A 26,702-nucleotide genomic window follows, 5' to 3' on the forward strand; every position below is an offset into this window, starting at 1 on the left:
GCCGGTGAGACTAGCCAGTGACGCTGCCGCGGCCCGCCCCGTCACGGGAGCTGGAGCCCGCAGCAGAGCCCTGGACCGTGCCGGTCCCGGGGCCGCCCTCGGAGTCCTTGTCGCGGGTCGGGACGACGAAGCGGTAGCCGACGTTGCGGACCGTGCCGATGTGGTGCTCGTGCTCGGTGCCGAGCTTGGCGCGCAGCCGGCGTACGTGCACGTCGACGGTGCGGGTGCCGCCGAAGTAGTCGTAGCCCCAGACCTCCTGCAGCAGCTGCTCGCGGCTGAAGACGCGGCCGGGGTGCTGGGCGAGGTACTTCAGGAGCTCGAACTCCTTGTAGGTGAGGTCGAGCGGGCGGCCGCCGATGCGCGCGGTGTAGGTGGCGTCGTCCACGACGACCTCACCGCGGTGGATCACGTGGGCCGCGGGGTCGTCGGGCGAGGCGGCGCTGCTGCGGCCGATCGCCAGCCGGATCCGCGCGTCGAGCTCGGCGGGACCGCAGGTGTGGAGCACCACGTCGTCCATGCCCCAGTCGTGGGCGACCACGGCGAGGCCACCCTCGGTCACCACGAGCAGCACCGGCGCGTCGGCGCCCGTCGTACGGATCAGGCGGCACAGGTCGCGGGCGGCCGCGAGGTCCTGGCGACCGTCGACCAGCACCAGGTCGCTGTCGGGGGCGTCGAGCAGCGCACTGCCCTGCGCGGGCAGGATCTTCACCGTGTGCGAGAGGAGCGCGAGCCCGGGGAGCACCTCGGCCGAGGGCTGCAGCGCACCCGTGAGCAGCAGCAGGGCGCTCATGGCGGGCCCTCCTCTCAGCCGGGGATGAGGAAGGATATCCCGCATGAGCACGGCATCCGGGCCTGATCGCCTCCATGAGACGAGCGAGGGGGCGAGCACGGGGACGACCTCAGGGACGACCTCGGGCGCGCCCGACGGCACGCCGGCGGGGACCGTCACGGTCCGCTACTGGGCGGGTGCCCGCGCGGCCGCCGGCGTCGCCGAGGACACCTTCGAGGTGCCCGGCGACCTGCCGCTCTCGGAGGTGGTCGGCCTCGTCCTCGTGCGTCACCCCGACGACCGGATGGCACGCACCGTCGCCGTGTGCTCCGTGCTCCTCGGCGACCAGCCGGTGCGCTCCCAGGACCCCGCCTCGGTGGTCGTCGCGCCGGGGACCGTGGTCGAGCTGCTGCCCCCCTTCGCCGGCGGCTGACGCAACGGGTCCCGGACCCGGGGTTTGAGAGGGGTCCGAACGGGTCAGGATGCACGTGTTCGGAGTCCCATGGCTCCGCAACGGGGGACGTGCCGGTCTCGGCGACGCAGGGTCGCCGGCTGGTTCGCGCGCCCCCATGCAGTGATGACGAACAACTAGGGGGAACCAGGATGCACGCTGGGTCTGTGGGGGCGCGCTCGCGCCTCACTTCGGTCGTGGCAGCGGGTGCGCTCGCCGCGGCAGCGCTGGGTGCGGTGTCCGCCGCTCCGGCCAACGCCGCCGTGATGGTCAGCGGCAGCACGATCGACGCCGCCGGCAACTACGTCGAGGGCTCGATGTCGGTCTACAGCACCGCCGGTGACTATGTCGGCAACTACGTCGTCGACAGCGGCACCTTCGACATCCCGCTCGAGAACGGCAGCTACAAGCTGCGGTTCTACCCGACGCCGGAGTACTCGCCGGAGTGGTACCGCGACAAGGCGGACGAGGCGACGGCCGACGTCGTCACCGTCGCCGGTGCCGCGCAGACCCTGTCGCCGTGGACCATCGAGCGGGCGCCGAGCGTGACCGGCCTCGTCCGGACCGCCGACGGTCGCCCGGTCCGGAACGCCTCCATCCGGGCGTACGACACCACCACCGGCGACCCGGTCGGCAGCGACTCGGCCAACCGTGACGGCTCCTTCCGTGTCGGCACGACCGCGCCGTCGGTGAAGCTGGTCTTCAGCGGCAACGACCCCGACAGCGGCGACGAGCTCGCGACCGAGTGGTACAACGACAAGGCCTCCGAGGCTGCCGCCGACCCCGTCGGTCCCACCGCCGCCGGCACCGACGTCGGCGTCGTCACCCTCGCGCCGGGCGGCTCGATCTCCGGGCGCGTCACCAACGACTACGCCCAGCCGATCGCCCGCGTCCAGGCGTGCAGCAACGACGGGTGCGACTACACCGACGCCAACGGCGTCTACACGATCGAGGGCGTCTCCACCGGCACGCACCAGGTCGCGTTCTACGACGAGATCGGCGAGTACTACGGCGAGTACTGGAACAACGTCGCCTTCGACTCCCCGGCCGACCCCACCCCGGTCACCGTCGCTCCCGGCCAGGCCGTCACCGGCATCGACCCCGTGCTGACGCTCAAGCCCGCCGCGACGCCCAACGGCGTCGACGTCAGCGGCACGGTCCGCGACCAGCTCGGCAGCCTCGGCATCGGCTACCAGATCGACGTCATGGACACCCCGGCCGACCCGCGGGACGCCAAGGTGGTCGCCTCCACCTACAGCAACCGCGCCGGCCAGTACCACTTCGCGCAGCTCGACCGGATCGCCGGCGAGACCGAGTTCAAGCTCGTCGTCCGCACCGACCAGGCGCCGCGCGAGGAGGGCGACTTCCTCCGTCGTACGACGTGGTCGGGCGACAAGCTCGGCTACGACACCGCCGCCGTCATCACCGCGGCCCCGCGCACCCTCGACTTCACCCTGCCGGTCTCCGGTGGCGTGAGCGGTGCGGTCACCAGCGAGGCCGGCGGCGTCCCCGAGGACGCCTGGGTCTCCTTCCGTGACGCCGAGAACAACACCGCCGGTCAGGCCTACGAGTTCAAGCCCGACGGCTCGTACGACGTCCGCACCCTGTGGGCGGGCACCTACACCGTCCAGTTCGGCGGGGACCACCACGTCGCCGAGTGGTGGAAGGACGCCCTCCCCGAGGACGCCACCATGATCACCGTGACGCCCGGTCAGCTCACCACCGGCATCTCCGCCGCCCTCACCAAGGACGTGAAGGCCGTCGAGCGCCCGGAGGTCGCGGGTAACGCCTGGGTCGGCAAGACCATCCGGCTCGACAAGGGCCGCTGGAACACCGAGGCGCGGTCGGTCTTCACCTACGAGTGGCTCGCCGGCACCACCGTCGTCGGCACCGGCCCCTCGCTGAAGATCACCAAGTCGATGCTCGGCAAGAAGGTCACCGGCCGCGTCACCAACGACGCCGGCTTCGCCCAGGGGCAGGCCGTGACCGCCACGACGCCGAAGATCGGCTACAAGCCGAAGGTGAAGGCCAAGGTCTCCAAGAAGTCGGCGGCCATCACGCTGAAGGTCAAGCCCCTCAAGGCCAAGAAGGTCAAGGCCACCATCGCCGTCTTCGAGATCGTCGGTGTCAAGAAGAACGGCGAGGAGAAGACCAAGAAGCTCGGCAAGGCCAAGATCAAGAACGGCGCCGGCGTCGTCAGGTTCAAGAAGACGCTGGGCAAGGGCAAGCACAAGCTCGTCCTCACCGTGAAGGGCAAGGGCAAGGTCGGTTCGGGAGACATCCGGACGAGGGTCAAGATCAAGCGCTGACCCCGGCACAACAGCGACGGGCCCCGCGGAGCACTGCTCCGCGGGGCCCGGTCGTGAGAGGCCTGGCCACCCCTCCGTCGCGGTCAGGCCTCGATCGCGGTGCGGTCGCCGGCGTCGGTGCGCACCTCGATCTTGCGCGGCTTCGCCTTCTCCGCCACGGGGACGTGCAGGCGGAGGACGCCGTCGCGGTAGGCCGCCTCGATGTGCTCGAGGTCGAGGTTGTCGCCCAGCACGAGCTGGCGGCTGAAGGCGCCCCGCGGACGCTCCGACGCCAGCATCTGCCAGTCGCCGTTGTTGGCCACCCGCTCGGCACGGATGGTCAGCACGTTGCGCTCGACGTCGAGGTCGACCGATTCCGGGCTCACGCCAGGCAGGTCGAACTCGAGGACGAAGCGGTCACCCTCGCGCCACGCGTCCATCGGCATGGCGACGGGGCGGTTCGTGGTGCCCATGAGCTGCTGGGTCAGCCGGTCGAACTCGCGGAACGGGTCTGCGCTGCGGATCAGCATGGTGTCTTCCTCCTGGTTCTGGGTTCGGGGCGAGGCCCTGCGTGAGTGCCTCTGATCTGTAACCGTGGTTATAGGTTTCTTATATTCCAGATGCCAGGCAGAATCAAGTCGACATCCGGCCCGATCTCCGGGCCGGCGCGAGGTCGAGGAGGCGGTGACATGGCGCGACGCGAGGTCGGGGTCTTCGCGATCTCCGTGGCGGCTGAGATGACCTCGCTCCAGATCCAGAACATCCGCGTCTACGAGCGCCGCGGCCTGGTCGATCCCGACCGGACGGCGGGCGGCACGCGGCTCTACAGCGAGGACGACATCGACCGTCTCCACCGGATCCGTGACCTCCTCGCGGCCGGGCTGAACCTCGCCGGCATCGCCGCCGTGCTCGAGCTCGAGGTCGAGGTCGGTCGCCTTCGCGAGCGGCTCGCCAAGCTCGAGGCACGCTGACCCGGGAACATCTTCGCGCCGCCCGCGCGTTGAGCGCTGCGTGACCCCCGGAGCCTGGATCGCCGTCGCCGCCGTCGCGCTCGCCCTCGGCGTCGGGCTGTGGCGCCTCGGCACCGACGGCCGCTTCCGCGGCACCCACGCCGTACGCCAGCCCGCTCCGGACGGTGCGGCGCTGCCACCCGTCGATGATGGCGCCCCGGCGCAGGACCGGTTGCTGGTCGAGGACGGCGCCCCGGCGTCGAAGCCCCCGCTGGTCGAGGACGGCGCCCCGGCGCCCGTCACGAGACCCCCCGGCGCCGACCTCGTCGCCGCCGTCGGCGGGTCGCTGGGGGAGCGGGCCACGCTGCTGCAGTTCTCCAGCGCCTTCTGCGCACCGTGCCGCGCCACCCGTCGCGTGCTCGGCGAGGTCGTCGACCTGGTCGACGGCGTGGCCCACGTCGAGGTCGACGCCGAGCACCACCTCGACGCCACGCGCGCCTTTGGCATCCTGCGCACGCCCACCACGGTGGTCCTCGACGCCGCCGGCCGCGAGGTCACCCGCGCCACGGGGGCGCCGACCCGGGCCCAGGTCCTGAGCGCGCTCGGCACCGTGTGATCTCACGATATGGATGCACGGACCGCATCGTGAGACGCGGAGTGTCTGTGCTGCCGGCACGGCCTACTGTCGTCCCCATGTCCTCGACCATGCTCACCCGGCGCCGCGCAGTGGATCACTGCCGCGTGCGCTCGGCGCTGTGTCGAATGTCCTGACGGGTCCACCAGGCCTGCACGTCTGAGTCCGCGACGTTGTCGGACCGACCTTGGTGGGACCCGTGCGCTGCGCACGTCTTCGGCGCGCCCGGACCGAGCCGGGCCACGACCCCACCCAGGAGTGACATGTCCACCACCCACACCGGCCTGCCCGGCAACGACACCGCCGCACGTCGTACGTCGACGGGCGTGCGCCCGCCGGACGGCGCGATCGACCCGCGAGGGCCCCAGCTCGCCGCAGGCCTGACCGCCGTCGTGCTCGTGGCGGTGCTGCTGCTGCCCGAGCCGTGGAGCATCGCGCTGCTCGCAGTGCAGGCGGCGCTCTTCGCTGTCGGTGCCGTGCACGGCGTCCAGGCCACTCCGCACGCCTGGCTCTTCCGCACGCTCGTCCGTCCGCGGCTGGCGCCGCCGACCGACTGGGAGGCGCCCGAGCCGCCGCGGTTCGCCCAGGCCGTCGGCCTGGCCTTCGCGGTCGTCGGCCTGCTGGCCCTCCTCGCCGGAGCGACGTTGCTGGGGCAGGTCGCGGTCGGGTTCGCCCTGGTGGCCGCGCTGCTCAACGCACTCTTCGCCTTCTGCCTCGGCTGCGAGGTCTACCTGCTCGCCCGCCGCCTGACCGCCTGACACACATCTCGCTGGTTGAGGTGCGAGCGCAGCGAGCCTCGAAACCAGTCCCTGACACCGCAGATCCACCACCACCAAGGAGCACAACCACCATGAGCCGCGAGAACTCGCTCGTCACCGCCCAGTGGGTCGAGGACAACCTCGACACCGACGGAGTCGTCCTCATCGAGGTCGACGAGGACACCACCGCCTACGACAAGGGCCACATCCGGGGAGCCATCAAGCTCGACTGGACCACCGACCTCCAGGACCAGGTCCGCCGCGACTTCGTCAACAAGGCGCAGTTCGAGGCGCTGCTCTCCGAGCGCGGCGTCTCCAACGACGACACCGTGGTGCTCTACGGCGGCAACAACAACTGGTTCGCCGCCTACGCCTACTGGTACTTCAAGCTCTACGGCCACCAGGACGTCAAGCTCCTCGACGGCGGCCGCAAGAAGTGGGAGCTCGACTCCCGTGAGCTGACCGACGAGCTGCCGACCCGCGAGAAGACGTCGTACACCGCCAGCGAGCAGGACACCTCCATCCGCGCCTTCCGCGACGAGGTCGTCGCCGCGATCGGCACGCAGAACCTCGTCGACGTGCGCAGCCCCGACGAGTACGCCGGCCGGCTGCTCGCGCCGGCCCACCTGCCGCAGGAGCAGGCCCAGCGCGCGGGCCACATCCCGACCTCGGTCAACGTCCCGTGGAGCAAGAACGCCAACGACGACGGCACCTTCAAGTCCGACGACGAGCTCAACGCCCTCTACGACGAGGTCGGCTTCGACGCCGACAAGGACACCATCGCCCTGTGCCGCATCGGCGAGCGGTCGTCGCTCACCTGGTTCGTGCTGACCGAGCTGCTCGGTCGCAAGAACGTGAAGAACTACGACGGCTCGTGGACCGAGTACGGCTCCCTCGTCGGCGTTCCCGTCGCCCTCGGCGACGAGCCGGGTGACGCCTGATGTGCGGCGCGACCGAGGGCGGCCTGTCGCTCGACGGCGTCAACGTCGCCAAGGAGGCCGTGATCCAGGGCCAGGTCCTGCGCGGTGGCGCGTCGGGGGGAGAGCCGGTCCCCAACGCCTATGTCCGTCTCCTCGACCGCAGCGGCGAGTTCACCGCGGAGGTCCCGACCTCCGCGACCGGGCACTTCCGCTTCTTCGCCGGCGACGGTGAGTGGACCCTGCGCACGCTCGCGCCGAAGGCCGAGCCGGTTGACACTCGCGTCGTGGCCGCGACCGGCTCCGTCGCCGAGGTCCAGGTGCTCGTCACCGCCTGAGCGCCACGCACCAGATGCCGAAGGGGCTCCGACCACACGCTGGTCGGAGCCCCCTTTCGGCTGTACGTCAGTCGGCCGTGCGGGGCGACTCGATCATGACCGGGACGAGGCCGACCTTCACCCGCTTCGCCGATCCGATCGGTCGCACCGTGCCGTCGGGGGAGGACACCGTCGTCGTTCCGGCCGGAGCGAGGACGCGCCGGTTCTTCCCCGACACGGTCCAGACGACCCGGCGCTCGACGCGCTTGGTGGTGAAGAGGCAGGTGTAGAGGTCGTCGCGCTTGACCGTGCAGCCCTTGGCGCGGGTGCCGATCAGCCAGGGCTGGATCTCGCCGAACGCCTTGCCCGGCGGCGCGACCTGGCTGTCGTCGGTGAGCATGTTCGTGTTCAGGATCGGCAGAGGCTTCGACCATCGATACCAGTACACCCGCTGGGTACCGATGGATGCGTTGAGGACGTAGGTCTTCACCACGTTGGCGACTTGCTCATCGACGCTGATCGGGATTGTGGGGTTCGGACCAAGCACGTCGTAGTTGATCTCTACGATCCAGATCGGCCCTGAGAAGCCTTGCTTTGCCGTCATGCGACGGAGCTTCTTCACGAGTGCGATTCCCTTTTCAGGGCCATGACGGGGAAGGGGATACCCGCTGAGGGTGGCAACATCCAGCCAGTTTCCGACGGGCTGGCCGTGGACCCGCTGGCTCCAGAACTTGCGGAACCACTTGCGGTTCGCGCGATAGCGGAGCGGCCCATGAGGCGCGACGACCAGTGCGCCGGATGCGTGCGCGCGAACTTCCTGTGAGGCTACCCACGCCATCATCGCCATGTGACGCTCGGTGCCCAGATAGTTGCCAGGCGCGTTCATCTCTGCCCAGAGCTGGTAGTCAACGCGGGTGCCGTACCGCTTCGCCAAGGCACGCATGAATGCGCGATAGGCGCTGAGCCGGGGCGGGCGAAGGTAGCTCCACTGCGGCGAAACGTATTCCCCCACAGCGTGAAAGGCGGGCGTGTGGAAGATCGTGAGCAAGGGGCGTGAATGGTTCTCCGTCGCCTTGTCGACGCGGGCGTCGAGGGATGACCAGTCGTAGCGCCCTCGTTTGGTCTCGATGTCTGACCAGTCCAGCAGGAGGCGCACCGTGGGCATCGGCACCACCGTCGCAGAGGGGTAGACGGAGTCCATGCCGAAGAACTCCGGCTTGATCCTCTCGGCGTGCGCCGACGGGAGTGGCGACCAGGAAACCAGAGCCGCAACGAGGGCGCCGACCGCGGCGTGAACGACAGTACGGAAACGAGGAGTGTTCATCGCGAACGAAGGTAACAGTGGACGACACGTCAGCTGGATTCGCGACGCCAGCGTGAACAGCTCGCCACGCCGGGCGGCGATGTCGTTTCCTCATTTTCGTCTCAGTTATGCCGAAGGCCCGTACCGAACGGCTCCGAGTCCCTACCGTGGTGGGTCCGGGCTCAGGTGTGCGAAGGGGGGTCTCGTGACTCAGCAGACGCGTCTGCCCGAAACCGACGACCTGTGGCGCCTGACCGTCGAGCACTCTCCGGTCGGGATGGCCCTCGTGTCACCGGAGGGCGACTTCCTCACGGCCAACGTCGCGTTGTGCGACATGCTGGGCTACGACGCCGACACCATGGCGACGTTGACCTTCCAGGACATCACCCATCCCGACGACCTCGCCAGCGACCTGCGTCTGGTCGACCAGGCGCTGGCCGGTGAGATCACCTCCTACCGCATCACCAAGCGTTACCTGCGCGCCGACGGGTCCGTCCTCATTGGCGACCTGTCCGTGGCGCTGCTCCGGGCGCCGGACGGCGCACCGATCCACTTCATCTCGCAGATCGCCGACCTGACGGAGCGGCACGCCTTCGTGGAGCGCCTCGACGCGGCCGAGGCCGCCGTGGAGTCCGAGCAGCGCAAGGCCGAGGCGGTCTTCGACACGGTGGCGGTCGGGCTGCTCCTCCTCGATGCCGACGGTGCCTATCAGGGCTACAACTCGCGGCACCAGGACTTCATGGACCTCGCCTTCCCCGACGGTCACCTCGGCCGCGTGGGGCAGACCGGCCACCTCTTCGACGCCGAGCACGGACGCCCTCTCACGGCCGAGGAGATGCCGACGACCCGGGCGGTCGCGGGGGAGGAGTTCGACGACTTCCGGCTCTGGGTCGGCGCCGACTCGGAGCGTCGGCGGGCCCTGTCGGTGTCGGCCCGCTCGGTCCGGGACCGGTTCGGCACCCTGACCGGTGCCGCGCTCGCCTACCAGGACGTCACCGAGCTGATGCGGGCGATCAAGGTCAAGGACGACTTCGTCGCCTCGGTCTCCCACGAGCTGCGCACCCCGCTGACGTCGGCCATGGCCTACCTCGAGCTCATCGAGGACTCCACCAACATCGGTCCTGACGTGCGGCAGCAGGTCGCTGCGGCCCGTCGCAACATCCTCCGGCTATCGCACCTGGTGGCCGACCTGCTCTTCTCGACGCGGGCCACCTCCGGATCGACGATCATCGACCCCTACCGCGTCGACGTGGTCACCCTCGTGTCGGAGGCGCTCGAGTCGGCGGCTGTCGATGCTGCGGGCGCGGGCGTGGCGCTAGAGGCTGACCTTCCCGACTCCCTCGTGGCCGTCGCGGACGGGATGCGCCTGCGGCAGGTCGTGGACAACCTCCTGGCCAACGCGATTGCATACACCGCGCGGGACGGCCGCGTCACGGTCACGCTCGGCGCGAGCGAGCGCCACCTCGAGATCACGGTCGCCGACACCGGCGAGGGCATGGACGAGGAAGACCTGCGCGACGTCTTCGTGCGCTTCCACCGCGGCGAGAACGCCCGCCGACGCCAGGTGCCCGGCACCGGCCTCGGCCTCACCATCGTGCGGACCATCGTCGAGGCCCACGGCGGCAAGGTGTCCGTGGATAGTGCACTCGGCGTGGGCACGACGGTGCGCGTGCTGTTGCCGCGCTGAACCGCCAAGTGCGCCTCCACCCTTTCGGGTGGTGGACGTGTGGCGCGCCGTTGGTGTGATGTAGAAAAGGTGACATGACGTCCACATGTTGAAAGTCGCATGACGTCGATTTCGTCAGCCATCCGGCCAGTGTCAACATAGCCTTGACTGGCTCGTCTCGTTGGACAGCCAGGACTCGCCGAGTCGTGGGGATTCGGCGCCGCTCTACAAGGGGATTCTTCATGCCGCAGCTCGACAGCAGCGGAGCAGCACTGCTCCATCGGCTCGAGGAGCAGGCCCAGTGACCCTGCTTATCCAGTCCGCTGTCCGAGGGCGGCGTACGGCAGTGCTGATGGCTTTCGACGCCTTGGCGCTATTTGGGGCCTACCTCTTCGCGGTCGTCTTGCGCTACGAGGTGCTCGACGGCACCACCCTCCGCGACGGAGTTCTGGTTGCTGCAGCGGCGGTCATCCTCCAGTGGGCCATTGGGCTTCTCGGACGGGTCTACCTCGGGCGCGTTGGCGTCGCCACCAACGAAGAGACCCTCCTGCTCGGCTCAGCCACCGCCGTAGCGGGATTTGCGATCTTCGTTGCCAACGCTGTCGCGGACCCTCACTGGGTCGCGCGGAGCGTTCCTATCACCGGGACGTGCCTGGGCTTCTTCATGATGCTCATCACGCGCGCGTTGTGGCGTCGCCTCACCATGCGACTGGCACCGGTCTCGTCGGCATCGGGCCAGCGCGCCATCATCATCGGTGCGGGAGGCAGCGGCGCTCGTCTGGTGCACTCGATGCGCTCGCACCCGGAGTCCGGACTCGTGCCGCTCGGGTTCCTCGACGACGACCCGTGGATGCGAAACCGGCGCCACTTCGGCGTGGCAGTGCTCGGCACGACGGCGGACCTCGAGCGGGTGGTGGCGTCGACGGGTGCCACCGCTGTGGTCGTGGCCCTCCCGGGCGCCAGCAAGGAAGTGATCAAGCCTCTCGTGGATCGTGCGGCGCGCTTGGGCATCACCATCAAGGTGCTGCCGCCGTTCGCCGAGTCCTTCGCGTCCCGCGCAGACGTCCGTGACGTCCGTGACGTCAACATGACCGACATCCTCGGCCGCGCAGCCGTCGAGACCGACCTCGAGGCGATCGCCGGTTACGTCACCGGCAAGCGCGTGCTCGTCACCGGAGCCGGTGGCTCCATCGGCTCCGAGCTCTGCCGCCAGCTGAACCGCTACGGACCGGCGGAGCTGATCATGCTCGACCGTGACGAGTCCGCCCTGCACGCGGTCCAGCTGTCCATCCACGGACGCGCGCTGCTCGACAGCCCCGACGTGGTGCTCAATGACATCCGCGACGAGCCGGCTCTCCGGCGCATCTTCCAGGACCGGCGTCCCGAGGTCGTGTTCCACGCTGCGGCCCTCAAGCACCTCCCGATGCTCGAGCAGTATCCCCACGAGGCCTTGAAGACCAACGTGCTGGGCACCGCCAACGTGCTCCGTGCCGCCACCGACGTGGGCGTGTCGACCTTCGTCAACATCTCGACCGACAAGGCCGCCGACCCGACGAGCGTGCTGGGCTACTCCAAGCGCGTGGCTGAGCGCCTGACCGCGGCGACGGCCAAGGAGGCGGACGGCGCCTACATCAGCGTCCGCTTCGGCAACGTCCTCGGCTCGCGGGGATCGGTGCTGCACACTTTCACGGCTCAGATCGCCTCGGGTGGACCGGTGACCGTGGTCCACCCCGAGATCACCCGCTACTTCATGACCGTCGAGGAGGCCGTCCAGCTGGTCATCCAAGCGGGTGCCATCGGCGAGGACGGCGAGGTGATGATCCTCGACATGGGTGAGCCGGTGAAGATCGTCGACGTCGCCCGCCAGCTCATCGCGATGTCCGGCAAGAACGTCGACATCGTCTATACCGGTCTGCGCGAGGGCGAGAAGCTGCACGAGAGGCTCTTCGGCGGCGCCGAGAGCGACGAGCGGTCCAAGCACCCGCTCGTCTCGCATTCGGCGGTGAGCCCGCTGTCGACCAATGTCGTGCACGCCTTCGACCTGGGTGCGACCGACTCGGACGTGCTCGAGGCATTCGAGGACTGGGTGCACCTGCCCGATCCAGAGCACTCGATGTTTGGCGATGCCCACCACCGGTCAGCATGATGAGTTCAGGGACTAAGGCGGCTACTCGGATCCTTCTCTCACCCCCAGATGTGGGTGAGGTCGAGCAGGAGTACGTCATGCGCGCCATGCGCTCGGGCTGGGTGGCCCCTGCCGGTCCCGACCTCGATGCCTTCGAAGCCGAGATGGCCTCACGCGTCGGCGTGAAGCACGCCGTAGGCCTTGCCTCCGGCACGGCCGCTTTGCACCTGGCATTGGTGTCGTGGGGCGTAGGGCCAGGTGACGTTGTGCCCGTGTCGACCTTCACCTTCGCAGCGACCGTGAACGCTATCCGCTATGTCGGAGCCGAGCCCTTCTTCGTCGACTGCGACGACACCGGCAACATGAGCCCGACGCTGCTGCAGGCTGCCGTGGACCTACTCCGGTCAGAGGGACGCAGCGTGCCCGCGATCGTTCCGGTCGACATGCTGGGCAAGTGCATCGACTATGACGCGATCGACCAGATCGCGACGTCCGCTGGTGCCCGGCTCCTGTGCGACGCTGCGGAGTCGTTCGGTGCGACCTATCACGGCAAGCCGGCCGGATCCTTCGGTCGGGCCTCGGTGGTTTCCTTCAATGGCAACAAGATGATGACAACGTCGGGCGGCGGCATGCTGCTCACCAACGACGCCGCGCTTGCCCAGCACGTCCGCAAGCTCTCCACCCAAGCGCGTGAACCGGTGCCGCACTACGAGCACACCGAGGTTGGCTACAACTACCGTTTGTCCAACATCCTCGCGGCGCTCGGCCGAGCCCAGCTCGTGCGGCTGGACCACATGCTCAAGCGCCGCAGGGAGTGGCGTGAGCGTTATCGCGCCCTCTTCGCCGACCAACCGGGCGTGTCGATCCTCGGCGGCGCCGACGACGGGGGCGACAACTGCTGGCTGACCGCGATCGTCGTCGACCCCAACGCGTCGTCATGGTCTGCTGCTGACCTCGGGGCTGCGCTCGACCGTGCCAACATCGAGACGCGTCCGGTCTGGAAGCCGATGCACCTCCAGCCTGTGTCTGCCGGACTGGCGGGAGTGCTCGACGGGACGTCGGAGCGCATCTTCGAACGCGGCTTGACGCTCCCAGCCGGCTCGGTACTGTCGGACGATGACTTCGAGCGAATCGAGCGAGCGATCCTCGGGGTGATCTCTGAGTGAAGCCCTACTACCCCGTCAAGCGTGGCATGGACGTGGTGGTGGGATCAGCCGCGCTGATCCTTTCCGCCCCGTTGCAGCTCGTCATTGCGCTGCTTGTCCATCGCAAGCTGGGTTCGCCCGTCCTCTTCCGCCAACCGCGGCCCGGCAAGGACGGCCAGATCTTCGAGCTGGCCAAGTTCCGCACGATGCTCGAGCCCGATGAGTCGCGAGGTCTCGTCACCGACGAGCAGCGAATGACGGCCTTCGGTGCGTTTCTGCGCTCCACCAGTCTCGACGAGTTGCCGACACTTTGGAACGTGGTGCGAGGGGACATGAGTCTGGTCGGACCGCGCCCTCTACTGGTGCAGTATCTCGATCGGTACACGCCAGAGCAGGCGCGGCGGCACGAGGTTCGCCCTGGTGTGACTGGGCTGGCCCAGGTGAGTGGTCGCAACGCCATCACCTGGGACGAGAAGTTCGCGAGGGACGTGGAGTACGTCGACAACCACAGCCTGCGCCTCGACGTGAGAATCCTGTGGCGTACGGTGGTTCAAGTGCTCAAGCGCGATGGGATCTCGGCTGCGGGAGACGCAACCATGCCGGAGTTCAATGGTCGCAGTCGTGCCTGAAGACCTTGTGATTGTCGGGGCTGGCGGCTTTGGCCGTGAGACCGCCGACGTGGTTGAGGCGATCAACTCCGTGGAGGGTTCGCCACCTTGGCGTCTCATCGGCCTTGTGGACGACAGCCTGACGGCATGCAACGCCAATCGCCTCCGTGACCGTGGGCTGTCGCACCTGGGGTCGCTCGACGATCTCGTCGCGCATCGGGATCGTCCTCGATACGTCGTAGGAATCGGAGCGCCATCGGTGAGGCGACGTGTCGCCAAGCGCCTCGACGCAGCCGGCTTCTCGGCGGCGACGCTCATCCACCCGCAGGCGACGACCGGCTCACTGGTGACGATCGGATCCGGGTCCGTGGTCTGTGCCGGCGCTCGGCTGACCACCAACATAGCGCTGGGCAATCACGTCCACCTCAACCCCAATGTCACTGTTGGCCACGACACCAAGATCGGGAGCTTTGTCAGCATGAACCCTTCGTCCTCTGTTTCAGGCGATTGCCTCGTCGAGGACGACGTTCTGATCGGAGTGGGCGCGGTGGTGCTCAACCAGGTTACGGTCGGTCAGGGAGCCGTTGTCGGCGCCGCCGCGTGCGTTGTCCGTGACGTGGCGCCCGGAGTGATCGTGAAGGGCGTCCCCGCTCGATGAGGATCGTCTACCTGCACCAGTACTTCAACACTCCAGCGATGAGTGGAGGTACGCGTTCCTATGAGATGGGCCGTCGTTTCGCGGCTGCCGGGCACGATGTGCACATCATCACGAGTGACCGATCGGGTGTGGGCGGGAAGGGATGGCGCGTTGAGATGATCGACGGCGTCAGCGTTCACTGGTTCCCAGTCGAGTACGACAACTCGATGTCCTACGCTCGTAGGGTTCGCGCCTTCGTTGAATTTGCCGTGGCGAGCGCGCGTCGAGCTGCTTCCTTGCGCGGAGCGGTGGTGTTTGCGACGAGCACACCGCTGACCATCGCCATCCCTGGAGTCTTCGCGAAGCGGCGTATGCGCGTCCCGATGGTCTTCGAAGTTCGCGACCTATGGCCAGAGCTTCCGATCGCCATGGGGGCGTTACGGAATCCAGTCCTTAGATGGGCTGCGCACGTTCTAGAGAAGTGGGCGTACCAGAATTCGGACCAGGTGATCGCGCTGTCTCCCGGCATGGCCGAAGGGGTCGCCAACGCGGGATACCCTCGCGAGAAGGTGCACGTCGTCCCGAACTCCTGCGATCTGGACCTGTTCGCCGGCTGTGATGAGGCTGGCGCGGCGTTCCGACTGGCGCGACCCTGGTTGGGGCAGCGGCCCCTGGTCGTCTACGCAGGGACGTTTGGGCACATCAATGACGTGGAGTACTTGGTCTCACTTGCAGCCGAGATGAGACGGAATGCGCCCGATGTTGCGTTCTTGGCCGTTGGGGCAGGCACGTCGTTCGACGCGATCGAGAACCTCGCCAGGCAGCGTGGCGTGCTCGGCGTCAACTTTTTCCTGGAGGGTCCGATGGCCAAACAGGACATTCCTGCTCTCTTGAACGCGGCCACCATATGCACGTCCTTGTTCAAGCCCATCCCTGCGATGGAGGCAAACAGTGCCAACAAGTTCTTCGATGCATTGGCCGCTGGTCGGCCCGTCGCAATCAACTACGGTGGGTGGCAGGCTGACCTCCTGGCACAGCGCAGGGCAGGGCTCGTGCTTTCGCGCGACCCCGCCGATGCGGCAGCGTCAGTCGTCGAACTCATCGGCAATTCGAGCCTGCTCCACGAGACCGGACTCAACGCTCGACTCCTAGCGGAGACAGATTTCTCGCGAGACCAGCTCGCAGAGCAGCTCTTGGCCGTCCTTGACCAGTCGGCTGCCGCCCGAGGCTGAACCAGCCATCACAGACTCCACGATCAACTTGCAAGGGAATCAATGAACAACGTCGTCATCATCGGACTCGGTTACGTGGGACTTCCCCTAGCTGCCGCGGCATCTGCAGCGGGCTTCTCCGTCACTGGGCTCGATCGTTCTGCTCGCGTGGTTGAGGGGCTGTCCGCCGGTCGCTCCCACATCGACGACTTGGGCGACGAAGACGTCAAGCACATGCTCGAGAACGGGTTCGTCGCCACCAACGACGAGACCGTGCTGGAGACCGCCGACACCGTCGTCATCTGCGTGCCTACCCCTTTGACACTAGACGGAAGCCCCGACCTCGGGGCGGTGCGCAGCGCTTCGGAGGCGGCTGCCAGTCGCCTGCAGCGCGGGGCGCTTGTGGTGCTTGAGTCCACGACCTTCCCTGGAACGACCGAAGATGTTCTTCTTCCCATGTTTGCAGGTCGGGGTGATGTCGGCGTCGACTTCTATCTCGCTTTCTCCCCAGAGCGGGTTGACCCTGGAAACGAGCAGTTCACGATCACCAACACCCCCAAGGTGGTGGGAGGTCTGACGCCGGCCTGCTCAGGCAAGGCGGAAGAGTTCTACTCGCGCTTTATCGACACGGTGGTCGTCGCCAAGGGTGCGAGGGAGGCGGAGACGGCCAAGCTGCTAGAGAACACTTACCGACACATCAACATCGCTCTCGTCAATGAAATGGCTCGTGTATGCCACGAGATGGACATTGACGTGTGGGACGTGATCCGGTGCGCAAGCACCAAGCCTTTCGGGTTCCAGGCTTTCTACCCGGGTCCGGGGGTAGGCGGGCACTGCATCCCAATCGATCCGAACTACCTGAGCTATGCGGTGAAGTCTCGGCTCGGGTATCCGTTGAGGTTCGTCGAATTGGCTCAAGAAATCAACTCGACAATGCCAAGCTACGTCTTCCGGCGCGTTCAGGATCTCCTCAACGACCAAGGCAAGGCTGTGCGCGGTTCGCGCGTCCTGCTCGTGGGGGTGACCTACAAGCCGAATATTGCGGATCAGCGGGAGTCGCCCGCCGTGGATGTCTATGCCCACATGACCGCGGCTGGAGCCGAAGTCGTCTACTTCGATCCGATGGTGGATGACTGGGCGCCAGCGCGAGTGTCAGTGCCGAAGCACCGGGACATTGGTGACGTGACCGACGTCGACGCCGTGGTCGTGTTGCAGCACCATGAGGGGGTCGACCTCAGTGCCATGCTTGCATCCGGAGCGACGATCCTGGACACACGCGGCAAGATCGATGGGCCGAGTGTGGTGCGACTGTGATCCGGAACCCGAGCAACGGGTCCAACCGTCACATCCCCCGAGTGCGGATGGTGATTCAGCCCACGGTGAGCCACTATCGCGAACCGCTGATCCGCGAATTGCTGGACTCACCCCGCGCTGACTTCTCGCTCTTCGGCATCAGGGGTGCCAGCGGCACGTCATCGGCGGTCAACCGCATCAGGGACGCGTCAGATGACGCACTAGATCAAGTACAACTCGTCGACACCTATTGCTTCCGCGAGCTTCGGTGGGAGCGGGGCGTCGTCAGAACTGCAATTCGAGGCGACTTTGATGCATTGGTCCTTGAGGGCAGAATCTACACGCTGTCAACTCTTCTTGCATTGATCGTGGGCCGAACCTTGAAGCGGCCCGTCTACTTGTGGGGGCACGGGTGGAAGCGCGACGAGTTCGGAATTAAGCGCATGATACGCGTCAACTACTACCGACTCGCGGCTGGTCTTCTTCTCTACGGAGACAAGGCGCGGGAACGCGCGATCACATACGGACTGGATCGGCGGAAGATCGATGTGGTCGGCAACAGCATCTACAGCATGCGCACCTTGCGCGATCTTCCGTACCGCAAGACAAGATCTGACAACGGGACGTTCCGGCTGATCGTGTCCTGTCGCCTGACGCCGCGTCACCACCTTGAGCTCTTGGCTGATGCAATGAGTGATTTGAAGGAGACTCTCGATATTGCGATCACAGTGGTGGGGGACGGCAGTGAGCGAGAAGGACTTGTTGAACTTTTTGCCAGAAAAGATCTCAAGGCGGAGTTCCATGGCGCAGTCTTCGACGAGGCACGCCTGGCTGGGCTTTACCGCAACAGTGATCTCGCGGTCTCACCCGCTGCTTCCGGTCTCAACGTGATCCAGGCGCTTGGCTTCGCGACCCCGATTCTTGTCCCAGACGAGGATCCGGCGGCAGGGCCCGAGCACGAGGCGGTCGTGCATGGCCGTACTGGTTTGAAGTTTCGGCACGGGGATTCACGTGATCTGGCGCGCGCCATCGCAGCGGCGGCTGAGGACGGGGAGTCGCTGCTTCGTATGGGTTCTGCGGGCCGAAAGCGCGTGGAATCTCGATATGTCGCGGAGATGCACGCGCAGGCAATCACAGACGCCGTCCTCAGGACTCTATGCCACCCAACTGAAAGCGCTCAATCGCTTTTGACCGAAGAAGAGCACAAAAGGAATAGCTGATCAAATGTTTACAGGCAAGAAGTTCTTAGTCACGGGTGGAACCGGCTCTTTCGGGACGACCGTCACTCAAGCGCTGCTGCGAACCGACTGTGAAGAAATCCGCATCTTCTCTCGCGATGAGAAGAAGCAGGACGACATGCGTCGATCGCTGTCCAGCGATCGGGTTCGCTTCTACTTGGGTGACGTGCGCAACGCTTCGAGCCTCGAAGGGGCCGTGCAGGATGTCGACTTCATATATCATGCTGCTGCGCTGAAGCAGGTGCCATCGTGCGAGTTCTTTCCCATCGAGGCTGTGCAGACCAACGTGATCGGCACTCAGAACGTGCTTGATTCGGGCGTGCGAGCTGGGGTCGAGCGGATCATTTGTCTGTCAACCGACAAGGCCGCCTATCCTGTCAATGCGATGGGGATATCAAAGGCGATGATGGAACGTGTCTTTATGGCACACTCGCGCACCAGCGAGTCCCGCGGCACCGTCATTGCAGGCACGAGATACGGCAATGTCTTGGCGTCACGTGGATCCGTCGTTCCACTCTTTATCGAACAGTGTCTTAGTGGGCAGGACCTGACAATCACTGAACCGTCCATGACGCGCTTCCTGATGACTCTGGAGCATGCCGTCGACCTCGTGATGTTCGCGTTCAGCAACGCACAACCAGGCGACCTCATGATCCAAAAGGCGAAGTCAGCGCGCATCGGGGACCTGGCCCAAGCCATAATCGAACTGTTTGAGAGCGAAAGCTCAGTCAAGGTCATAGGGCTGCGCCACGGGGAGAAGAAGCATGAAGTCCTGATGACCGAGGAAGAGTCGGTCAGGTCGGTCGACATGGACAACTATTACCGTGTAGTCGCAGACAACCGCGACCTCAACTACGGGAAGTACTTGGATCAAGGAGACTATGGTCGTGTAGCGGCCCATGAGTACTCGTCGGATCAGGGCGATCTGCTCGACGTGGAGGGAATTAAGGAACTCCTCCTCCAAGTGCCGGAAGTTGTGCGCGCGGTCGAGACTAGGACCCACATCGCATGAACAGAGTTCTGATTCTCGGTGGCAGCGGGATGGTGGGCCATGTGGTGGCCACCCATCTTCAGTCGCGAGGATTCGACGTGCTCGCCGTCTCGCGCCGAGCTGTCCCTGGCGTGTCGTGTCTCAGTCTCGACCTCGAGCACCAAACTGATGATCTGGCGCTTGAGATCGCCAAGGGCTATGACACTGTCCTGAATTTTGCTGGCGTATTGAACCGCGATGCAGAGCGCAATGCGCCGAGGACCGTTCTTCTCAACTCATGGCTTCCCTATTGGTTGCGGGATCGTTGCGCTGACGCGGGCGCTCAACTCGTTCACATGAGTACCGACTGCGTCTTCTCTGGCGCACGGGGCGAATATGCCGAAGACGACCTTCCAGATGCTCTTGACCTCTACGGTCGGAGCAAGGCGCTAGGGGAAGTTGTTGAAGGCGCCCTGACCATCAGGACCTCTGTCGTTGGACCTGACATGTTTGCCTCTGGCGTCGGACTGTTCAACTGGTTCATGGCGCAATCAGGCTTCGTCCGCGGTTACGCCAATGTCCCTTGGACTGGAGTGACGACGTTGCAGCTCGCGAAGGCGCTAGAGGAGATGATCCCAGCGCGCCGACGCAACGGTCTGATACAGCTGGTGAATGGAGAGTCGATCAGCAAGTATGATCTGTTGCGACTCTTCAACGAGTATTTCCCGCGAGTCGAAAGGGTGGAGAAGGACACGAGTATCAGCCTTGACAAGTCATTGTTGCGGTCGGAAGGCGACGTTCCGCTGATTCCGTCGTACCGGACTATGGTCGCAGATATTGCTGGCTGGGTCGACGCCTATCCTCACCTGTACCCTCACTACCGAAGGTGATTGTCTCGAAGGCGCGGAACAACTTCGTCGCGAACCTGGTCGCTCGTGTCTGGTCCGCGATGTCGGTCTACTTCTTTCTGCCAGCGTATCTGGGTGTTCTGGGCAGGGAGGCATTCGGGCTCGTCGCCTTCTTCGCAACAATGAATGTTGCCATCACGGTCCTCGTCTCTGGCTGGACGCGTGCATTGCGCTTCGAGTTTTCCAAGCCGGGAGACGATCTTGTTGACCGAAGACGTAAGTACGAGCTTCTTCGCTCATACGAAGTTGCGTGTCTTGCTGTCGCTGCTGGCGTAGCGGTCGTCGGTATGGCACTTGCGCCAATCATTACGCGCCACGTCCTCACCTTTGAAGGACTGCAGGCGGCAGACGTAACGAGCGCGATTCGTCTCATGTTCTGTTGCGTGGCCGCCCAGCTCTTGGCATCTGCCTTCGCCAGTTGTCTTCACGGGCTACTCCGACAGGTCCGGGCGACAGTGTCCGAAGTGGTGTGGGCGACCACCAGAGCCGTCACTGCATGGGCGTTCGGCATGCTTACGGGGGGTGACGTAGTTGCGTTCTTCGCCGGATTTTTCGTCGTGGACATCGGCTACGCATTCGCATTGCGGCTGCAAGCATTCGCGGCGCTGGAGCGTGATGCGCGTACTCCGTGGTCCATTGGTGGACTGAGGGACCTCCGGATCCTCGCCGCAATGTCCCTCGGGGTCAGCGTAACGTCAATCGTGTACTTCTTTAACACTCAGATTGATCGGGTTGCGATCGGCAAAGTCTTGGGGCTTGCCGATCTAGGCGCATACAACTTGGCGGCGGCGCTTGCGCAGGTGCCGATCGTGTTGACTACCGCTGTAGCGGTGACTGCCTTTCCTGTATTTGTGCGGGTGTTTCACCGAGATGGGCGTCAAGGACTCGGTGAACTCGTGCTCAGAGTTGGCCGACCATTGAGTTGGGTTGTGGCAACTCTTGCGGCGCATCTGAGCGTTTTTGCCCCTGAGATATTGACGGTTTGGCTCGGCGATGCGTCGTTGGGGGCAGAACTCCGATGGGTCGCCTTTGGGCTCATCGGGGGGTCCGCCATGCTGGCGCTGCAACAACTCACCTACGAGGCACTGCTAGCGCAGTCCGTCACGAGGGTGAATCTCGTGATGAGCTTGTCAATGTTGCCCTACTCTGTGGTGGCAACGCCCCTCTTGGTCGGCAATTTCGGCCTGGTTGGAGGCGCCTTTTCGTGGCTCGCCCTGATGACTGCGAGCACCTGCTGCTACCAAGCATATGTCCACGCCAAGTACTTTGAAGTAGGCGCTGCGCGGTCGGTTCTCACCGGGGTGATTGCCCCCTTCTTCATCGCCTTTGGGTGGGCGCTGGCGGCGGCCTCGCTGGCATCGCGGTTGACGCCTGACGATCTCGGTCGCTTGGCGGTGGCTGGTGTGTCCGGAATTCTTAGCGTTGTGATCGTTCTACCAGTCCTGAGCAAGGACATCCGGTTGTCGAAATTAAGGAAGACCAGTGCAGGAAACCGGCTACCTCTTGACGGTGTTCATTCCCACGAAGAACCGAACACTCTACCTTGAGGAGACGTTGGCAACCCTCGTAGGATTTCAAGATCCGCGTGTGGAAATCGTGGTACATGACAATTCCGACGACGCAGCGGTCCTAAACGAGATCGTGTCGGGATTAGCGTGGCCTCACCTCCGCCTCGAGCACTCACACGAGACCCTTTCTCAGACCGGCAATAGCGATCGGGCCGCGGTACTTGCAAGCGGCATGTACGTGACGTACCTGGGTGATGATGACTGCATCACCCCGGCGTTTGTGGACATGGTTCAGGCGCTTGCTGACTCCGACATCGAGGCGGCCAACTTTCCGTTCGCTAGATACTATTGGCCGGACGTCGTATTCAAGGGTCATCAGTACCCTTCGCTGTCGATCCCACTGGCAGAGACGCGGTGCGAGCGCGTTGACGTTGCGGGGGCCCTGCAATCAGTCCTTCGCCGTGGCGGCACTGGTTTGGGAGACCTTCCTCGTGTCTACCACGGCGTAGTCCGTCGCGATGTCTTGACTTCGGTGTATACCAAGTCGGGCAGCAATTTTCCCGGTCCCAGCCCTGACATGGCCAACGGTGCCGCGCTCGCCGTTGTTTCCGAGACGCTCGTTCACCTGCCTGTTCCTGTTCTCGTCAATGGCGTCGGTTATCACAGCGCCGGTGGGCGAGGGGTCCGGGGCGAGCACAAGGCGTCTCTCAAGGATGTGGAGCAGCTGCCGCCGGACGTTGAAGATGATTGGGATCCACGTATCCCGAAGGTCTGGCTGGGTCCGACGATTTGGGCGCAGTCGCTGGTGACGGCACTGAGACGGATGGGTCAAGAGGCGCGCACCTCCGATCTGTCCCTGTTCCGCCTGTACGCCTTCGTACTGGCATTCCACCCTGACTGTTGGCGCCAAGTAGTCACTGCTGGTGTACGCGCGCCGTTTGCTCTCATGGGTGCGCTTGTCTGGGTCGTGTTCACTTTCGCTTGGCGGAGTGCCATGTTCGTGAAGAACCGGTGGAGGAGGACTCCCGCCGAACGGGTGGCAGTAGTAGCCGATTGCGCATCGATCAGCTCCGCGGTCGCAGAGGCAGACCTGGTGTGCAGGAGCCGGGTGAATGAACTCGGCGGCTGGGCGACGGTCGTGGGGACGGCCAAGACGACCAGTCAGCAGTTTCGTAGACCGTCCAGTGGGAGACTGAGCGACGCGCTGCCGCCGGCATTTCTTGTGTTGTTGTTGTCTGCTGGATACATGAAGGGCCACCCGCTTCTCTCGTGGCTGCCATTCGACCTAACGGCAGCGGCTGCGGTCCTGACTTTGCTCGCACTCGTGCATGAGGCGGCCACGCTTCACGACTGGTTTCCGCCCCGGGGGGGTGGTGCGGTCGTCGCACTGGTTGTACTTAGCGCACTCGGCTACCTCGTGGCCCCGACCTCGGAGTATGCGGAGCAGAAGCGAATTCTTCTGCTGTTGACGTTGATCTCAGCACTGGGCGGCCTCTACTTGGTTCGGTCCCGCTTGCGTTTGATCTGGCTGCTTCGATGGACCGTGGGCGTTGGGCTCGTTGTTGTGTTGTTCGTGTGGGTATCCCCGGTCAATGTCTACGGCCGCGTATCTTTCGAAGGAGGGGGAACGATCAGCGTGGCGCGCGCGACCGGGGGTGCCCTGCTGGCTTTGCTCGCGTTGACAGTCGGACGTAGCGTTCGCATATGGGTCGCCGCGGGACTTGCCATTCCTTTGGTGCTGACTCTTAGCGGTACGGGGCAGCGCGCGCCTCTGTTGGCTGTGGGTATCGCGCTGCTTGTCGTGGGCGTCTTTCGGCCTGGCCCGCGTCGGCTTCGAAGAGCGATCGTCACCTTCGCAGCTCTCGGGCTCGCCGGTGCAGTTGCCTATGCGGCCGCGGGTGAGGCTGGACGGTCTCGCCTCCAGTTGCTATTCGAGGCCGACAAAGGTGCGAGCGCATCTGTGCGAGAAGAGATGTGGAGTCGTGCTTGGGGAGCTGTCTGGCAGCACCCCTTGGGAATGGGTTGGGGTGAACTGGGCGGAGTCATCGCGCCGTTCCAGCACCCTCACAACCTGGTTCTCGAGATCTCGGCAGAAGCGGGGTGGGCGGCGGGCGTCACGACAATCGCCGTTGTGTTGTTGGCTGTCGTACGCATTCGTCGTCTCGCCGAAGATCCCTACGCTGCTGGCCTCATGATGCTCTTGGTATTCGTCGTCTTCAACGCGTTGGTGTCGGGCGACGTGACGGAGAATCGTGCGGTCTTTGCGTACTCAGCCATTGCGCTGGTCGCTCCTTGGGCTCTTCGTGATCGTCACCCGTCAAAGATGTGATGTCGCCGCATCGTGACTTCCGGAGGATCGACACATGCCCGAGGCGTGGTCTGCGTTCGAACGGATCGGACTCCCCGGATGGTCGCTGATGCATCGAGTCAGCGACGTCTCGTCGACGGCAGCCGAAGGTTGTCGCCGGTGGGCCCGCACCGGCGAGATCCCGTCAGCCGAGCGCGAGCAGGACACCGCGTGGCCCACAACCACCGTGAAAACCACAAGAGGCCGTGAAGGTGCAGCGTGTTTGTAACGCCACGAGGCCCCGACCGGACGGTCGGAGCCTCGTGGCGATTTGCTCTTTGACTGCGTTCTGCGCGCCTTCCTCAACCAGCGGTGGGTTGGCCGAGCGCCTTCCTCACCTAGCGGTCTGCTTGGTCAGCTGCCGCTGTTGATCATGCCGGCACCGACGGTGACGCCGGTGGCTTCGTCGATCAGGATGAACGAGCCGGTGGTGCGGTTCTTCGAGTAGGGGTCGCACAGCAGCGGCACGGTGGTGCGCAGCTGGACGCGGCCGATCTCGTTGAGCCCGAGCTCGCCGGCCTCCTGGTCGCGGTGGAGCGTGTTCACGTCGAGGCGGTACTGGATGTCCTTGACCATCGCGCGGCCCGTGCGGGTCGTGTGCTTGATGGCGAGCTTCTGCCTCGGCTTGAGAGGCTCGTTGGTCATCCAGCAGACCATCGCGTCGATGTCCTGCGACGGCTTCGGGGAGTTCTTGACGCGAGCGATCATGTCCCCACGGGAGACGTCGACGTCGTCCTCGAGGTGGACGGTGACCGACATGGGCGGGAACGCCTCGGCGATCTCGGTGTCGAAGAGCTCCACGCGCGAGATGGTCGAGGTCATGCCACTCGGCAGGACGACGACCTCGTCGCCCTTCTTCAGCACGCCTCCGGCCACCTGTCCGGCGTAGCCGCGGAAGTCGTGGTACTGGTCGGACTTGGGGCGGATGACGTACTGGACCGGGAAGCGGGTGTCGACCAGGTCGCGGTCGGAGGCGACGTGGACGTGCTCGAGGTGGTGCATCAGCGTCGGGCCGGAGTACCACGGGGTGTTCTCGGACCGGTTGACGACGTTGTCGCCCTGCAGCGCCGAGATCGGGATGACCTCGAGGTCGGGAATGTTGAGCTTCGTGGCGAACTGCGTGAACTCCTTGTGGATCTTCTCGTAGACGTCCTTTGACCAGTCGACGAGGTCCATCTTGTTGATCGCCAGCACCAGGTGCGGCACGCGCAGCAGCGACAGCAGCACCGCGTGGCGGCGCGACTGCTCGGTGAGGCCCTGGCGGGCGTCGACCAGCACCAGGCCCAGGTCGGCGGTCGAGGCGCCGGTGACCATGTTGCGGGTGTACTGGATGTGGCCGGGGGTGTCGGCGATGATGAACTTGCGCGCCGGGGTCGCGAAGTAGCGGTAGGCCACGTCGATCGTGATGCCCTGCTCGCGCTCGGAGCGCAGGCCGTCGGTCAGCAGCGCCAGGTCGGTGTAGTCGTAGCCCTTGGACTGGCTCGTCGACTCCACCGCCTCGAGCTGGTCCTCGAAGATCGACTTGGAGTCCAGCAGCAGGCGGCCGATGAGGGTGGACTTGCCGTCGTCGACCGAACCGGCGGTCGCGAACCGGAGCAGGTCCATCTCGCCCTGGGCCATGGTGTGGGCGTCGCTGGTCTGGGGGGTGCTGGCCATCAGAAGTAGCCTTCCTTCTTGCGGTCTTCCATGGCTGCTTCGGAGAAGCGGTCGTCACCACGGGTCGCGCCGCGCTCGGTCACGCGGGCGACGGCGATCTCGTCGATGATGGCTGCGGTGTCTGTCGCCTCGGACTCCACGCAGCCGGTCTGGGTGCGGTCACCGACGGTGCGGAACCGCACCATCTTCTTCTCGACCGTCTCGTTGCCCTTGGGCTGGATCTCGGGGCCGAGCGAGAGCAGCATGCCGTCGCGCTCGATGACCTCGCGCTCGTGGGCGAAGTAGATCGAGGGGATCTCGATCTGCTCGCGGTGGATGTAGTGCCAGATGTCGAGCTCGGTCCAGTTGGACAGCGGGAAGATGCGCATGTGCTCACCGGCGTGGATGCGACCGTTGTAGAGGCTCCACAGCTCGGGACGCTGCATCTTCGGGTCCCACTGGCCGAAGTCGTCGCGGTGGGAGTAGACGCGCTCCTTGGCGCGGGCCTTCTCCTCGTCGCGGCGCCCGCCACCGAAGGCGGCGGTGAAGCTGTTCTCCTCGATGGCTCCGAGCAGCGTGCCGATCTGCATCCGGTTGCGGCTGGTCTTGCCGTCGTCGACGACGTGACCGGCGGCGATCGCCTCGTCGATGGTGGCCACGATCATCCGGGCACCGAGTCGCTCGACCCACGAGTCCCGGGTGTCGAGCACCTCCTGGAAGTCGAGGCCGGTGTCGACCTGCAGCAGCGGGAACGGCAGCTTGGCCGGGAAGAACGCCTTCTCCGCCAGGCGGAGCATCACGATCGAGTCCTTGCCGCCCGAGAACATCAGGACCGGCTTCTCGAACTCGGCGGCGACCTCGCGGAAGATGTGGATCGACTCCGCCTCGAGCTGGTCGAGCTGGCTCAACCGATAGTCGACATGGGTGTTGGTCATGGCGTAGCAAGGACCTCTCTTGGGGACAGCAGCCATCATCGTAGCCACGCGCGACGCCCCGGTGAATTCGCGTCGCGGGGAGCGGTCGG

At 65.4% G+C, this 26,702-nt stretch carries 24 protein-coding genes; 19 read left to right on the forward strand and 5 right to left on the reverse strand.

The genetic code is table 11. The annotated features are described in order from the left end of the window. Positions 1-10: 10 nt before the first annotated feature. Positions 11-790: a winged helix-turn-helix transcriptional regulator gene (locus tag ASC64_RS02420; protein ID WP_056905903.1), complete on the reverse strand. Its 780-nt coding sequence runs from the start codon at positions 788-790 to the stop codon at positions 11-13. A 43-nt stretch (positions 791-833) separates the two neighbouring features. On the opposite strand from ASC64_RS02420, the gene ASC64_RS02425 reads away from it, so the two are divergent. Together ASC64_RS02425 and ASC64_RS02430 are read left to right on the forward strand one after the other, a co-directional pair. Further along, positions 834-1,202 carry a MoaD/ThiS family protein gene (locus ASC64_RS02425; protein ID WP_156384966.1) on the forward strand — a complete coding sequence of 123 codons (369 nt, stop codon included), beginning with the start codon at positions 834-836 and terminating at the stop codon, positions 1,200-1,202. A 215-nt stretch (positions 1,203-1,417) separates the two neighbouring features. Then, on the forward strand, positions 1,418-3,529 hold the full coding sequence (locus ASC64_RS02430; RefSeq protein ID WP_156384967.1) for a hypothetical protein: 2,112 nt from the start codon (positions 1,418-1,420) through the stop codon (positions 3,527-3,529). Between the two features lie 83 nt (positions 3,530-3,612). On the opposite strand, the gene ASC64_RS02435 is transcribed toward ASC64_RS02430, so the two are convergent. Then, a complete protein-coding gene (locus ASC64_RS02435; protein ID WP_056905905.1) occupies positions 3,613-4,038 on the reverse strand; it encodes an Hsp20/alpha crystallin family protein in 426 nt (141 codons plus the stop codon). Between the two features lie 159 nt (positions 4,039-4,197). Here ASC64_RS02435 and ASC64_RS02440 point away from each other — a divergent pair, with 159 nt between their 5' ends. The 5 genes from ASC64_RS02440 (at position 4,198) to ASC64_RS02460 (ending at position 7,105) form a co-directional block, all read left to right on the forward strand. Then, positions 4,198-4,479 (forward strand): MerR family transcriptional regulator, encoded by a 282-nt coding sequence (locus tag ASC64_RS02440; protein ID WP_056905906.1) that lies wholly within the window; start codon positions 4,198-4,200, stop codon positions 4,477-4,479. Between the two features lie 40 nt (positions 4,480-4,519). After that, positions 4,520-5,074, forward strand: a complete 555-nt coding sequence (locus tag ASC64_RS02445; protein WP_056905907.1) for a TlpA family protein disulfide reductase — start codon at positions 4,520-4,522, stop codon at positions 5,072-5,074. Positions 5,075-5,355: 281 nt separating this feature from the next. Next, positions 5,356-5,850, forward strand: coding sequence for a DUF4395 domain-containing protein (locus ASC64_RS02450; protein ID WP_082550121.1), 495 nt, complete (start codon positions 5,356-5,358; stop codon positions 5,848-5,850). 92 nt (positions 5,851-5,942) lie between these two features. Further along, positions 5,943-6,791, forward strand: a complete 849-nt coding sequence (locus tag ASC64_RS02455; RefSeq protein WP_056905908.1) for a sulfurtransferase — start codon at positions 5,943-5,945, stop codon at positions 6,789-6,791. After that, positions 6,791-7,105 (forward strand): DUF1416 domain-containing protein, encoded by a 315-nt coding sequence (locus tag ASC64_RS02460; protein WP_056905909.1) that lies wholly within the window; start codon positions 6,791-6,793, stop codon positions 7,103-7,105. Before ASC64_RS02455 ends, ASC64_RS02460 begins: the two co-directional genes overlap by 1 nt. A gap of 67 nt (positions 7,106-7,172) precedes the next feature. Here ASC64_RS02460 and ASC64_RS21890 read toward each other — a convergent pair whose 3' ends face one another. Beyond that, positions 7,173-8,408: a hypothetical protein gene (locus ASC64_RS21890; protein WP_156384968.1), complete on the reverse strand. Its 1,236-nt coding sequence runs from the start codon at positions 8,406-8,408 to the stop codon at positions 7,173-7,175. 184 nt (positions 8,409-8,592) lie between these two features. On the opposite strand from ASC64_RS21890, the gene ASC64_RS02470 reads away from it, so the two are divergent. From ASC64_RS02470 to ASC64_RS02525, 12 genes are all read left to right on the forward strand, one after another. Continuing rightward, complete coding sequence (locus ASC64_RS02470; protein ID WP_056905911.1) at positions 8,593-10,074, forward strand: sensor histidine kinase; 1,482 nt, start codon at positions 8,593-8,595, stop codon at positions 10,072-10,074. 331 nt (positions 10,075-10,405) lie between these two features. After that, positions 10,406-12,199: a polysaccharide biosynthesis protein gene (locus ASC64_RS02475; protein WP_156384970.1), complete on the forward strand. Its 1,794-nt coding sequence runs from the start codon at positions 10,406-10,408 to the stop codon at positions 12,197-12,199. Continuing rightward, the gene (locus ASC64_RS02480) at positions 12,199-13,344 is read left to right on the forward strand and encodes an aminotransferase class I/II-fold pyridoxal phosphate-dependent enzyme (protein ID WP_156385006.1); all 1,146 of its coding nucleotides are present in this window, start codon (positions 12,199-12,201) and stop codon (positions 13,342-13,344) included. The genes ASC64_RS02475 and ASC64_RS02480 overlap by 1 nt, the downstream gene beginning before the upstream one ends. Next, positions 13,341-13,952: a sugar transferase gene (locus ASC64_RS02485; protein ID WP_308195181.1), complete on the forward strand. Its 612-nt coding sequence runs from the start codon at positions 13,341-13,343 to the stop codon at positions 13,950-13,952. Before ASC64_RS02480 ends, ASC64_RS02485 begins: the two co-directional genes overlap by 4 nt. Continuing rightward, on the forward strand, positions 13,945-14,589 hold the full coding sequence (locus ASC64_RS02490) for a NeuD/PglB/VioB family sugar acetyltransferase (RefSeq protein WP_200937439.1): 645 nt from the start codon (positions 13,945-13,947) through the stop codon (positions 14,587-14,589). The genes ASC64_RS02485 and ASC64_RS02490 overlap by 8 nt, the downstream gene beginning before the upstream one ends. After that, positions 14,586-15,800 (forward strand): glycosyltransferase family 4 protein, encoded by a 1,215-nt coding sequence (locus ASC64_RS02495; protein ID WP_056905914.1) that lies wholly within the window; start codon positions 14,586-14,588, stop codon positions 15,798-15,800. The genes ASC64_RS02490 and ASC64_RS02495 overlap by 4 nt, the downstream gene beginning before the upstream one ends. A 42-nt stretch (positions 15,801-15,842) precedes the next feature. Then, entirely contained in the window at positions 15,843-17,093 is a 1,251-nt protein-coding gene (locus ASC64_RS02500) for a nucleotide sugar dehydrogenase (protein WP_056905915.1), read from the forward strand. Between the two features lie 65 nt (positions 17,094-17,158). Further along, the gene (locus tag ASC64_RS02505) at positions 17,159-18,292 is read left to right on the forward strand and encodes a glycosyltransferase family 4 protein (protein ID WP_162245759.1); all 1,134 of its coding nucleotides are present in this window, start codon (positions 17,159-17,161) and stop codon (positions 18,290-18,292) included. Between the two features lie 4 nt (positions 18,293-18,296). Then, positions 18,297-19,322 carry a polysaccharide biosynthesis protein gene (locus ASC64_RS02510; RefSeq protein ID WP_056905917.1) on the forward strand — a complete coding sequence of 342 codons (1,026 nt, stop codon included), beginning with the start codon at positions 18,297-18,299 and terminating at the stop codon, positions 19,320-19,322. After that, positions 19,319-20,170 (forward strand): dTDP-4-dehydrorhamnose reductase family protein, encoded by an 852-nt coding sequence (locus ASC64_RS21470; protein WP_082550124.1) that lies wholly within the window; start codon positions 19,319-19,321, stop codon positions 20,168-20,170. The genes ASC64_RS02510 and ASC64_RS21470 overlap by 4 nt, the downstream gene beginning before the upstream one ends. Next, on the forward strand, positions 20,167-21,735 hold the full coding sequence (locus ASC64_RS02520) for a lipopolysaccharide biosynthesis protein (protein ID WP_056905919.1): 1,569 nt from the start codon (positions 20,167-20,169) through the stop codon (positions 21,733-21,735). Before ASC64_RS21470 ends, ASC64_RS02520 begins: the two co-directional genes overlap by 4 nt. Further along, positions 21,671-24,025 (forward strand): O-antigen ligase family protein, encoded by a 2,355-nt coding sequence (locus tag ASC64_RS02525; protein WP_082550125.1) that lies wholly within the window; start codon positions 21,671-21,673, stop codon positions 24,023-24,025. The genes ASC64_RS02520 and ASC64_RS02525 overlap by 65 nt, the downstream gene beginning before the upstream one ends. Positions 24,026-24,397: 372 nt before the next feature. On the opposite strand, the gene cysN is transcribed toward ASC64_RS02525, so the two are convergent. Both cysN and cysD read right to left on the reverse strand, forming a co-directional pair. Beyond that, complete coding sequence (gene cysN / locus ASC64_RS02530) at positions 24,398-25,699, reverse strand: sulfate adenylyltransferase subunit CysN (protein ID WP_082550126.1); 1,302 nt, start codon at positions 25,697-25,699, stop codon at positions 24,398-24,400. Beyond that, positions 25,699-26,613: a sulfate adenylyltransferase subunit CysD gene (gene cysD / locus ASC64_RS02535; RefSeq protein WP_056905921.1), complete on the reverse strand. Its 915-nt coding sequence runs from the start codon at positions 26,611-26,613 to the stop codon at positions 25,699-25,701. The genes cysN and cysD overlap by 1 nt, the downstream gene beginning before the upstream one ends. Positions 26,614-26,702 lie beyond the last annotated feature (89 nt).

The sequence above is a fragment of the Nocardioides sp. Root122 genome (assembly GCF_001425025.1).
In the GTDB taxonomy this organism is placed as follows: Bacteria; Actinomycetota; Actinomycetes; order Propionibacteriales; family Nocardioidaceae; genus Nocardioides.